We start from the raw sequence: 12,612 nt of genomic DNA on the forward strand, positions 1-12,612 counted from the left end.
TACCTGTTTGGCAAGAAAAAAATAGTACCGGAATATTTCTATTCCAGTACTATCAGTGCTTCCGGCGGAAGACACAGGTAAGACGGCGGCGCGGTACTTACTAATTCCTTCCATTTTTCGTTGCTTACCTTCCACCATATTTCTCCCTGTCCGCACCTGCCTAATATATTTTTTTCAAAGGGGCTGTCTATCATACGGTAATCCTTTAACGGGAAGCTGTTTACTTCCTCCGGTTTCTCTGCCGGTCTGATATCATGGGCCCGGATTCCTATATACTGAATATTCCCCTTCATTCTTTCTTTTACCCGGAGCTTAAGTCCCCAATCCGTTGCCACCAGGGTATAATCATCCAACACTTTCGCCGGTGATAGGTTCTTACATCCGGTAAGCTTTGCGGCAGCCAGTTTTCCCGGCTTTCGAAATATTTCCCCAGTATCCCCAGCCATAACCAGATTGCCTTTGTCTATAATAACAAGCCTTTCACACAAACTGTAAATCTCATCACGGCTGTGGGATACTATGATAATATCTCCCGGGTAGCCTTTTAAAGTTTCTAGTAACTCCTCCAATAAGCTTTCCTTCAGATAAGAATCCAGTGCGGAAAAAGGTTCATCCAGCATCAGCACATCTGGTTCATAGGCAAGAATTCTGGCCAGTGCCACTCTTTGCTGCTGTCCTCCCGACAGTTGGGCCGGATAACGGTCTTCAAGGCCTGACAGATGGAACATGGATAGCATCTCATTTATCTTCGGAAGCTTTTCCTTGTAGCTCCCCTTCAGTCCGATTCCGATATTTTGGGAAACGCTCATGTTGGGAAAGAGGGCGTAATTCTGAAAAAGATAACCCACCTTTCTCTTTTGCGGAATGACATTGATTCGTTTTTCCGAATCATATAAAACCCTGTCATTTAGAAGGATTCTCCCCCTGTCCGGTTTCTCAATGCCCGCTATGCACTTTAAGGTCATGCTCTTGCCGCAGCCGGAAGCTCCCAGAAGTCCCAGTCTTCCCCCATTTGTTGCAAGGCTGACATTTAACGAAAAGTCCTTGAACTGTTTTGTGATATCAACTAAAAGACTCATGCTCCGCTCTCCTTCTTACCGTACCGCTTCCGGTATGGCAGGTAGTTCATAATGAATACCCCTAAAAAAGATATTACGACAATTATCACAACCCATAGCATAGCCTGGTCCATTTTATTCCCCTGGGTTGCGGAATAGATAGCGACCGGTACGGTCTGCGTTACTCCCTTAATATTCCCCGCAATCATTAAGGTTGCTCCAAATTCTCCGAGAGCCCTTGCAAATGCAAGTATCCCACCGGATACAATACCCGGAAAGGCCAGGGGCATACGAATGCTCCAGAAAATCCTGCTCTCCGACAGCCCTAAAGTCCTGCCGGCATAAACCAGGTTCTCGTCTGTCTGCTCAAAAGCCGCTTTTGCCGAACGGTACATGAGAGGAAAGGCAATCACAACGGCAGCAATAACCGTAGCCGGCCAGGTGAATACTATCTGTATGGAAAATAGCCCCAGCAATTTACCAAGAGGCCCTCTCTTTCCAAACAGCAGCAAAAGAAAGAAGCCTGCAACGGTCGGCGGCAGTACGAGAGGAAGTGTGAGAAGGCCGTCCATTACCCATCCCAGCTTACCCTTAAGCTTTAATACCTGATGCGCGGCACAGATGCCTAAGAAAAAGGTTATAACAGTTGCAAGTACTGCGGTTTTCATCGATACGAAAAGCGGGGACCAATCCATTTCATAACTCCTTCTTTATTACTTATTGGCAATAAAACCGTAATTCTCAAATATTTTCATTGCTTCATCCGTAGCCAGGTAATCAACAAATGCCTTAGCTGCATCGGGTATCTTGGAAGCCTTAACTACTGCGGCAGGATAGATAGCCTTGGATACACTTCCCTCCGGTGCTTCCGCAACGACTTTGACATCCTTAGAGGATTTTGCATCCGTAGCATAGACAACCCCGGCATCTACATTGCCCGTTGCGACCCAGGTCAGAACTTCTGTTACATCCTTTCCATAGGTGGCTTTTTTCTTTACTTCCTCCAGATTTCCAAGGGAAGTGAATACTTCCTCGGCATACTGTCCTACCGGAACGCTGGCAGGATCACCAAGCCCAATCATCTTTGCCTTTGTAATATCTTCAAAGCTCGTAATAGCAAGCTTGCTGTCATTTGGCACAATTAAAACCACCTTATTCTCCAGCAGTTCCTTTTTGCTTCCGTCTAATATCAGCCCCTCTCCCTCCAGCTTGCTCATCTGCTTTAACGCCGCCGACATAAAGACATCAACCGGAGCCCCTTGTTCAATCTGCTCCTGCAAGGAACCGGAGGCACCAAAGGTAAAGGTCAGGGTCACACCGGGATTTGCCCCTTCATATAAGGGTTTAATTTCTTCCAGGGCATTTTGAAGACTGGCTGCCGCGGCAATTAAAATTTCTGTCTTTTGAACTTCTTTTGTGGGTTCCGGCGTAGGTGTGTCCGTTTCCGTCGCTTCCGTCGTGGCAGCAGCTGTTGCTTCCGGTGTCACAGCCGACGCCTGATCTGAATTTTTCTCCTTGACCTGGCAGCCAGCTGCCAGCATCACCAGCATAATCAAAGTTAACAATAGCGGCTTTTTCATTTTCCTCATAAAAATCTCCTTTCTTAATCAAACAATAGCTCTTGAAAAGCTTTGTATGCAAATGCAGAAGTAATTGTCTGCATAAATGCCTGTTTTTTATTTTAAAGGCCAATTTCTGAAATAAAAAAAGGCCTAAGTGCATAATTGCCTCAGACCGCTTTGTCTTTTATTTACTTGTTTATAATTGATTATACTGCTCTTGGCTGTTCATACTTGCTTGTTTATTTTATCTGTGCATTTTATCTGTTCTTTCTTACAAATACTTTTATATTTCATTTTTATTTTCTTTCTATCTATTTTTATCTGCACATTCAATATTTCTTGTATTTTACACATGCTCCAATACGGTGTCAAGTTCTTTTGGGACGCTTTTTTAATGTTTGTGAAATGTAGTTATTTTTCTTTTGTAATTTCTTTACATTATAATAATATTGCAGTATTGACAAAAAAAGAAAAACAGAAGCAGGATTTGACAAAATCCTGCTTCTGTTTTGTTCTCTATAACATACCCTGTAAAAGGGTATAATAAGCTAATGTTTTTATAAACATGGCATATCAAAAGCCACTATTATTTAACATCCTTAATACTAAAGCTGATTCTGCCCATCTTATCTTTTCCAAGGCATACAACCTTTACGATATCCCCAAGAGCAAGAACATCTTCTACTTTATCGATTCTTTCCTTGGAAATCTTAGAGATATGAACCATACCTTCCTTGCCAGGAGCAAATTCCAGGAAAGCTCCGAATTCCTTGATACTTACAACCTTTCCTTCAAAGATCTGTCCTTCTTCAAAGTCTGTAACAATTGTCTGTATCAGCTTAATTGCCTTCTGGATACTGTCGGAATCAACACCGCATACGGATACTGCTCCGTCATCGGTAATATCAATCTTCACGCCTGTCAGTTCAATGATGGCATTGATGGTCTTTCCTCTCTGTCCAACTACATCACCAATCTTAGTAGGGTCAATCTTTATCTGAACAATCTTAGGAGAGTAAGGTCCAACTTCAGGGCGGGGACTGCTGATGCAGGGAGCCATAATATCATCCAGAATATAGGTCCTTGCTTCTTTTGTACGTCTGATAGCCTTCTCAATGATTTCTCTGGTAAGGCCATGAATCTTAATATCCATCTGGATAGCGGTTATACCCTTGTGAGTTCCTGCCACCTTAAAGTCCATATCGCCGAAGAAATCTTCAAGACCCTGGATATCCGTAAGGATAATATAATCATCATCTGTTTCACCGGTAACCAGACCAACTGAAATACCTGCAACCATGCTCTTAATGGGCACACCGGCAGCCATAAGGGACAGGGTGGAGGCACAAATACTTCCCTGTGAAGTGGAACCGTTGGATTCCAATACTTCAGATACGGTACGGATAGCATAAGGGAATTCTTCCTCAGAAGGAAGTACCGGTACTAAAGCTCTCTCTGCCAAGGCACCATGACCAATTTCTCTTCTTCCGGGTCCTCTGGAGGGTTTTGTTTCACCAACTGAATAGGAAGGGAAATTATAGTGATGCATATAGCGCTTTGTCTTCTCATTTTCATCAATTCCGTCCAGCTTCTGGATTTCTGCAAGAGCACCCAGAGTAGTTATGGTAAGAACCTGTGTCTGCCCTCTGGTAAACATGGCAGAACCATGAGTTCTGGGCAGGATATCGACTTCAGCTGCAAGATGTCTTATCTGGGTAATTTCACGGCCATCTGGACGCTTATGATCCTTTAAAATCATCTTACGGACAGTTTTCTTTTCAAATTTATAAATTGCTTCTCCAAGCAAAGGAACCCATTCCGGATGAGTTTCCTGGTAACGTTCGGTAAGCTTATCGGTAATAGCACGGATATTTTCTTCCCTTACCTGCTTCACATCTGTAAATACAGCCTCTTCCATCGCTTCAGGAGTAACGAAAGCAACCATATCCGCATAAAGCTCCTCAGGAGTATCGCATTTAATATAATCATGCTTCGGTTTACCGCATTCTGCTACGATAGTCTCAATAAAAGCTATGACCTTCTGGTTTAACTCATGAGCAGCAAAGATAGCTTCTATCATCTTATCTTCCGGTAATTCATAAGCGCCGGCTTCAATCATGATGACCTTCTCTTTTGTAGAAGCTACGGTTAAGCTTAAAGTAGATTTTTCTCTCTGTGCACTGGTAGGATTAAATACCAGCTCTCCGTCTACCATACCAACCATGGCAGAGGCTGTCGGTCCGTCAAAGGGTATATCGGATATTGCAGTTGCGATAGCGGAACCAAGCATAGCGGTAATCTCAGGGCTGCAGTCCTGGTCCACACACATTACAAGATTATTAAGGGTTACATCGTTTCTGTAATCCTTCGGAAAAAGAGGTCTCATGGGCCTGTCAATGACACGTGAGGTTAGAATGGCATTTTCAGAGGCTTTACCTTCCCTTTTGATAAATCCGCCGGGAATTTTACCTACTGCATATAATTTCTCTTCATATTCAACACTTAATGGGAAAAAGTCGATTCCCTCTCTGGGTTTATCAGATGCTGTTGCGGTTGATAAAACGACCGTATCACCATAGTGCATAAATGCTGCACCATTTGCCTGAGCTGCCACTCTGCCTACATCAACGGTCAGGGTTCTTCCGGCAAGCTCCATGGAAAAACTTTTGTACATGAATTTTACTCCTTCTATTCAAAGATTTGCCAAAGATGCCGAAACTACTGAAAAACTCACCGCAAGCATATAAATACCGATGCACTTTTCAGAAGTCTCGGATACGATCTCTGGCATGTATTGCAGAAAAAAACTGCTTCCAATTATTATAGCACTAATCAGTTTAAATTACTACTAAATTTTTCAATATCAGGACAAAAGCCGGTAATAAATATTTCCTTGCATAGAAAAGTATAGTATAATAGTAACACGGCTTATCCAATTAAGCCTTTTGGCAGCCCCAGGCTGCCAGAAACAGTATTTTCCTATTGATATTTCCAACAACAAGAGGTTTCCATGAAAAATAAAAATAAACATAAAATCATACAAATCATAAGACTGGCTTCTCTTTGTGTTTTTCTTGTTTGTGCTGTTTATTTGGGATATGATATGGTCCTTCGTCCCTATCTGTCCCAAAAGGCTGTCACTGAGGCCAGAGATCTATATGACTCCTCAAAAGAGGACCTGCCCCAGGAACAGCAGCCGGAAAATAAAACTGCCAAAGAAAAAGAGCCAAAAGAACCGGCAGCTATTTCTCCCTCTGCGGAAAAGGAAAGCCTTTATGACAGCAAGGGAAGGTTAAAGGAATTTTCCGCACTTTTGTCCGTTAACCAGGATGTAAAGGGCTGGATAACAATTGACGGCACCAATATTGATTATCCGGTGCTGCAGTCCGGGAAAGATGATCCGGAATATTACCTGCACAAAAATATAGACCGTAAAACGGACAAGGCAGGCAGTATATTTCTGGATGTAAATTCCTCTGTGGAAGAAAATACGAAGAATATGGTAATTTACGGCCATAACATGAAGTCGACGGATAATATGTTCCATTATCTGATAAAATACAATGATATTGACTATTACAGAAAGCACCCTGTTATTACCTTTGATACCCTGTATCATAAGGGCCAATGGAAAATAATCTCTATCTTTATTGCGGATGCCAATATTAATGATGACTTCTTTAACTTCACCCGGGCACGGTTTGATAATGATGCGGATTTTCTAGAATACATCTACCAGCTTCGAATCCGCTCCATTTACAATATCCCTGTGGATATGAAGGAAGAGGACCAGATTATTACCCTTTCCACCTGTTCCTATGAACTGGACAATTACAGAACCATTATTGTGGCCAGAAAAGTCAGGGAGGGTGAAGCTTCTGCTGTTGCAGCAGATAAGGCCGAAAAAAATCCTGCCATTCTCTATCCTGCCAGCTGGTATGTCCTTTACGGAGGAACTGCCCCCAAAACCTCTTCCTTTCAGGAGGCTTTAGAGGCAGGACAAATTGATTGGTATAATAAGCACTAGCTCCCATGCCTTCCCAATGCGCCGCAAGATTCGGCCGAGGATTTCCCAGGCGCAATCTTTTGTGTGAAAATTGGTTTTTAATTTTCACACTAGCTTCTTACTGTCTTTTTGGGTTTTTAGGAAACCAGCCTTTCTCCACTCTTGTTTTTTGTTCGAACAATTCCCTGATTGCCCAAAGGGATGAAAAACCCCAGACAGCACAAAGGGCTGAGAAAATATGCGAAGCAAGGAAAAGAGACGCACATATTCCGGCTATTCCGAACACCAGGAATAGAGGCCATATTTTTGTACCAAAATAATATTCCGCTTTTATAACAATTGGATGGTAGATTCCAATGATAAAAAACACTGCAGCTCCAATGATGACACCGTTGGCAGACAAGTAATCTCCCCCTTTCATGAAGATTTTACCAGTATACCACTATGACCGGCATCTGTCATTATGTATACTTTTCTTTTTTCCGGGCTCCTACCTTCCCGTCGGATAAGCTGCAAATACCTGGCATAAGGTATCGTAAATGGATTTTGCAGCCCTATCCTGAAAATCCGGATCATTTAATAAGGTTAATTCCTCTTTGTTTGACATAAATCCCAGCTCAATGAGTACGGCGGGTACCGTATTTTCTTTGACAACTATAATTCCGCCATCCTTCACACCCCTGTTTATTGTTCCAAGATTTGCCGTCAGGTTATTCAAAAACATTTCTGCCATTTTTCTACTGGTCAGCCCGCTTGCATTGGCTTTGTTGTTCTTGGAGCTGTAATGAATTTCCGTACCTTTTGGTGATGTGGCGGTACTGGAATTCATATGAAGGCTTACATATAAGTCCGCCCCAACAGACTTTGCTCTTGCAGCCCTGTCATAAAGCTCCTTATAGTAATCGGAGTATTTGGTTTCATCTCCATTTCTGGTATAATATACCTTGATTGGAGAATCGGGGGCATTAAAGTATTTTTGAGCCTTTTCGTATAATATGGCAAGTGCCAAATCCTTTTCCATGATTTTTTTACCATTTAAGGTACGGGTGGCTCCTGCCCTATTACTGCCGTGGCCAGGGTCCAGCAGCACAATGTTTTTGTACATTTCCCTGGGGTCTCCTAAGGTCACGCTTACGCCGCTTTTCGTTTTGGCTAAACGGAAGCCCTGAAGTTTTGAGGTTTCTATCAGTATTTCTGTCTGGTTATTCACATAATTTACTGAGACATTCTGCACTACACCGGATGAAAATGTAACCGGATTGCTATTATAAAAATCCGTCAAATCACCGGGAAGGAGAATAGCTATTTGGTTCCGGTCAAAACGGTATCTGTCTTCCGTTGTGACATCGGAATAATTAACCTCCTGGGGCAGCTTAAACTGCAGGGCGGACTGTGTATTTCCTCCGTTACCCGAGGTATCGCCTTTGGTGAAAAGGATGGTGTAGCTGTTCTGGTCCTGCTCCACACGGTAACTGTACCCTGATGCTTTATTTATGGTAATATTCGTTGTATAGTCATTCACATTTGCAATATTTACAGCCTTTATGCAATCCAGGGAAGAGGCCGAACTATTATTTCCCACCCCATTTATGGAATAAGGTACCTGTAAAACGATACTGCCGGTACTCTCCGTTACGGTGACTGGCATTACTTTCAAACCAGTTATTTTTACAAACTCCTCCCCATTTTTTCTTCCTGCAGCCACTGAGTTAATATAATTGGGATACAGGGTCAAGGTCAAAGTACATTTATCATCTGACAGGGCAGCCTCATATTTTGTATCTGCATTGATTAATTGAAAGCTTATCTCACTGTAATTTTCTATGGTATTAGAGACTGCATTATACCCTCCGGCAAGGACCCCTCCCAGATTGTTTGAAGCTGCATATACATAGGAATTATTGATATGAAGCTTTAATAGATTCCCCTCCGTATTTATTGTTGTTTTACTGAGTGGAGCTGCCGCCTTTATGGTATACACCTCTTTTTGGCTGGTCCCGTTTAATACCTGGTCTAAATTAATGGATTGTATATTGGATAAGATTCCTCCATCCTGAGAAACTTCTTTGGTGTTAGCTGCATTGCTGGCTGCCATATAGCCGTCTGACAACTGAGGCAAAAGCTCCCACAGAAATAGGTCTGTATCGGGCAGGGTAGTATTGTCTGTACCGCTCTGATTACCGTTATTATTATCTCCGTTGCTGTTTTGCCCATTGTTGTTCTGTCCGTTGTTATTTTGTCCATTGTTACTTTGTCCGTTACTGTTTTGCCCGTTGTTGTTCTTCCCGCTGTTGTTTTGTCCGTTGTTACTTTGTCCGTTGTTATTTTGCCCACTGTTATTTTGTCCGTTATTGTTTTGTCCGTTATTGTTTTGCCCACTGTTATTTTGTCCGCTGTTGTCTTGTCCATTATTGTTTTGCCCGCTGTTATTTTTCCCACTGTTACTTTTCGTAGTTATCTGTGAGGTTTTTGTCCCGCTATTCCAGCTGTAATCATATCCCAGATTGGCTGCAATAAAACTTCCAGGTACCATTACACAGGCTTCCTTGCTGCTTAGATTTGTTACATATAAAGGAGGCGTATCCAATACACTAGCTTTTCCGTTTACATAGGCTGTTTTATTACCTATGGTCAGTTTAATCACCGTACCGTTCTTTTTTAAGATAACCTCATTGGTTTTTTTATTATAAGAAAAGCCTGCCTTAATGGAAGAATCGGCAAATACACTCCATCCCGGAAGCAGTGCCGTATCATCTACTATAATAACCGGTATGGACCCTGATTTTACCGTCTTACCATCAATACTTACCTTTCCCTGTGTGCCTGTATAATTTATATCACTGCCGTTATAATTTAAGCCCAGGGCACCTGTTATTCCAGCTGTTGAAATTCCGTCCCACTGATAGGAAAATCCGAAGGATTCTGCTACAAATCTTGCAGGAACCAATATTTTAGATGTATTCTGTGCTTTAAATTTCACCTTTACAGGTGCCAATGGTGCCGTAACCGTCTTCCCGTTTACAAGGACAGTTTTACTGCCAAGTGTCATCGCCATAACTGTTTTTCCATAGGATAATGTCAGTTTATCTTCTCCCTGAAGCTTGTATGCCATTTGGATTCCGGAATCTGCAAAGATTTCTTTCACGGAAGCCATGGAAGTACCATCAATAATGATACCCGGTACCTTTGAAGGTATTTTCTTTCCATTATAGGTGTATACTACCTGGTTCCCGTTATATGTAAAATCCTGTTTCGTCTGATAATTATAGAGTGAAAGCCCGGCAGCTGCCTTTGCACTGGTAACAGGCATAAAACATATCAGTATCACAACTGCCATGATATAGGTTAATCTGCTTTTCCAAAAGTCAATATGCTTATTTTTTCCTCTGTCATTATATTGAATTTTATTATTTTTGAAATTTAAGTTTTTGAACTTTATCACTCCTGATTCCTCCCTAATTTTATAATCATACCAAATTTAATGCCATAATTTGTTGGAAATGTGTCAAATTTCTATCATTTTCCTTAATATTCCGCTGATGGCTTTTATTAGGAATAGCACATAAAATATAAGATAATTTATTAAATCAGGGTCTGCCTCAAAAGGGCTGCTTCAAAAAGGCTGCTTCAAAAAGAACAGCAAATATCGGACCTTGTATACACAAACGAATTTATGCAATATCCGGTATGAAGCTTCCTTTTGCAACAGCCCCGTAACTTTTTAATCGACTCCATTCCCTTGATTTTCCTTTACAATTCTACTGAATGTGGAAATCCACCTCAAGATTTATAGTAAGATCCTTTAGAAAATCAGCCTGCTTCTCCTTATAAGCCAGCCACAGACCTCGATTCCTGTAACCGGTCATCCGGTATAGATTCATATAGTCCAGGCCTTTTTCAAAACAGATTGTATTAATGGTCTTTGCAATATTCTCCTTTACATAAGCACTGCATTTGTCTTCTATCTTTTCTATATCCTCATTTTTAGCCTTTCCATCCTTTTTTTCCAGGCCTTTTTGTATGGTCGCATTGCCCTCCACAATCATAGTAAGATATGGCCTGCCATCCTTTTCATGAAACTCCATGGTCCTGGTCAAACGGTTGACTTTTATTACATATTCGGGCAGAGCGCTCTTATCCTCTCCCGGCAGATAAAGTATCTTATTCTTACCAAAGCCGCTGGCAAAATAGATAAAGTCACTTTCCTTTTCCGTAGCATGAAAATTCACCAGCCTGTCTGAATAAATACCCAGTCCGGACACTCTGAGCTTTTTTTCCTCCGATTTAAGCATGGGAATGATAACGTTCATATTACCTTCATTTCTCGCCAGAACCAGGTCCCCCACATCGATTTCTTCAATTCCGTTGCTCCTGAGATTAATGCGGCTGAGCTGGGCCAGGTAATCTCCGATGCCCCCTTCAATCTCATTATTCAAATCCATAATATCCCCGGCTTTACTCTCTGCTAAAAATATAGGAGTATTTCTTCCAAGCTCATATTTATTTTCCACATAGGTCAGAAAGGCATCCATTTTTTCCTTACTTCTTGAAATGCCGTCTCCAAGAATAATGGCCTTAAGCTGGCTGAAATCAAGCCGCTTATTATTCTCAAACCGGTAATCCTCTTCAATCTCGGAAAAGTCCTTATCCTGAAAGGACAGGGTTAATTTTTTCGGGTTTTCTACCCCCTGCTTTGTCAATGCTTTTAAATCGGGAAGAATATAATAAACCTTTATCATATCTTCTCCCTCGGAATCAATTCCGACCGCCTGTATGAAATTCCGGTCTTCTATTTCTGTCATATCACTGCAGCCCGTTAAGGTCATTGCTCCTGCTGCTATTACAAAGGCAAATAATGTGTTGATGACCGCCTTCTTATTTATGATTTTTTTCAATTTCCCTGTAAATGCAACCAGAAAAGGTATAATCAGGGATTGTGGCATGCCAATATACATCATATATTTTTTGAAATAATAGTAGAACTGGTCGGTGTCGATAGGAATAACGGCCACCCCGAAAACAAGCAGAATCAACGGTATCAGCAAATAATTCCGGTTGGACAGCTTTAATATATGCCCTGAAATATAGCTCAAATAGTAAAACAGCGCACTGGTCAAGGTAAAGATACTGAGGAGCCATATGGAAAGAATAAGAGCATCCTGCCTTTGCACCAGGCCTCCGGGGAGCTTTACCATCTGAAAAATGTTAATGGCAGACCACAGCTTATCCGCAGTCTCCTTCCCGCCAAGCAGGCCCATGGTAACAATGTACATCAGGACGTCCAGAATGCCGGTAATGATTATTGCCCTTCCCGCATAGTTAAATAACCTTTTACCCTTTTTTATATCGGATTTCCGGTAATGAATCATGGGTGCCGCAAAAATCATCATTTCCAAAGCACTAAAGGTCAAAAGCACCAGATAACTGCCAAGCCCTATGTCATTAACGCTTTCCGTAAACAAAGGGGTAAGATTGGCAGGGTCTACCTTTCTGATGCCCAAAACAAGGAAGAGAATTACCGGGATAATTACCAAAAAATAAATGATTTCTGTTATTCTTGCCCTTACCTCCATGCCCTTTGAGGCAGCATAGGCCGATGCCATCAGGAGAAATATTATAATTATCCGGTTATCCGTATCTGCAAGAAGGCTCTGATTAATAACCTGTCCAAATATCTTTGCTGAAAATACAAGGCATAGGAACAGCTTCACAATATAAGGTATTGCTACGAAAAAGGTGACAAACCTGCCGAAAGTATCGTCACAGTAATTCAGATACCTTCCGCCTGCCTGCTTACACAAAGAAAGTATCAGATAGCCGTATATAAATGCAAGCAGCGTGCCGATGAAGATAGCTAACAATCCGTCCCTGCCGGAGGAGGCTGCTGCAATGTTGGGAATTATCAAGCCGGAAACACTAAAGAGGTCAAATACTAATAAACGTGTGAACTGCCTTAAGGATATTCTGTCATTATCTGAAAACATTC

8 protein-coding genes are annotated in these 12,612 nt (G+C 41.8%); 1 reads left to right on the forward strand and 7 read right to left on the reverse strand.

The annotated features are described in order from the left end of the window. Positions 1-38: 38 nt before the first annotated feature. The 4 genes from BUB77_RS01790 to BUB77_RS01805 all read right to left on the reverse strand — a co-directional run bounded on the left by BUB77_RS01790 (position 39) and on the right by BUB77_RS01805 (position 5,294). Complete coding sequence (locus BUB77_RS01790) at positions 39-1,079, reverse strand: sulfate/molybdate ABC transporter ATP-binding protein (protein ID WP_073272342.1); 1,041 nt, start codon at positions 1,077-1,079, stop codon at positions 39-41. Next, a complete protein-coding gene (gene modB / locus BUB77_RS01795) occupies positions 1,076-1,753 on the reverse strand; it encodes a molybdate ABC transporter permease subunit (protein WP_073272344.1) in 678 nt (225 codons plus the stop codon). Before modB ends, BUB77_RS01790 begins: the two co-directional genes overlap by 4 nt. An 18-nt stretch (positions 1,754-1,771) precedes the next feature. Beyond that, on the reverse strand, positions 1,772-2,638 hold the full coding sequence (gene modA / locus BUB77_RS01800) for a molybdate ABC transporter substrate-binding protein (RefSeq protein ID WP_073272967.1): 867 nt from the start codon (positions 2,636-2,638) through the stop codon (positions 1,772-1,774). Positions 2,639-3,206: 568 nt separating this feature from the next. Next, positions 3,207-5,294 carry a polyribonucleotide nucleotidyltransferase gene (locus BUB77_RS01805; RefSeq protein ID WP_073272346.1) on the reverse strand — a complete coding sequence of 696 codons (2,088 nt, stop codon included), beginning with the start codon at positions 5,292-5,294 and terminating at the stop codon, positions 3,207-3,209. A gap of 336 nt (positions 5,295-5,630) precedes the next feature. Here BUB77_RS01805 and srtB point away from each other — a divergent pair, with 336 nt between their 5' ends. Next, entirely contained in the window at positions 5,631-6,647 is a 1,017-nt protein-coding gene (gene srtB / locus BUB77_RS01810; protein ID WP_073272348.1) for a class B sortase, read from the forward strand. 97 nt (positions 6,648-6,744) lie between these two features. Here srtB and BUB77_RS01815 read toward each other — a convergent pair whose 3' ends face one another. From BUB77_RS01815 to BUB77_RS01825, 3 genes are all read right to left on the reverse strand, one after another. Beyond that, positions 6,745-7,029, reverse strand: coding sequence for a DUF4491 family protein (locus BUB77_RS01815; protein ID WP_084123866.1), 285 nt, complete (start codon positions 7,027-7,029; stop codon positions 6,745-6,747). An 87-nt stretch (positions 7,030-7,116) separates the two neighbouring features. Continuing rightward, the gene (locus BUB77_RS01820; protein WP_073272351.1) at positions 7,117-10,068 is read right to left on the reverse strand and encodes an N-acetylmuramoyl-L-alanine amidase; all 2,952 of its coding nucleotides are present in this window, start codon (positions 10,066-10,068) and stop codon (positions 7,117-7,119) included. A 316-nt stretch (positions 10,069-10,384) separates the two neighbouring features. Then, on the reverse strand, positions 10,385-12,610 hold the full coding sequence (locus BUB77_RS01825) for an endospore germination permease (protein ID WP_073272353.1): 2,226 nt from the start codon (positions 12,608-12,610) through the stop codon (positions 10,385-10,387). Positions 12,611-12,612: the final 2 nt, after the last annotated feature.

Origin of the sequence: Anaerocolumna jejuensis DSM 15929 (genome assembly GCF_900142215.1) — a bacterium.
Classification (GTDB): Bacteria; Bacillota; Clostridia; order Lachnospirales; family Lachnospiraceae; genus Anaerocolumna; species Anaerocolumna jejuensis.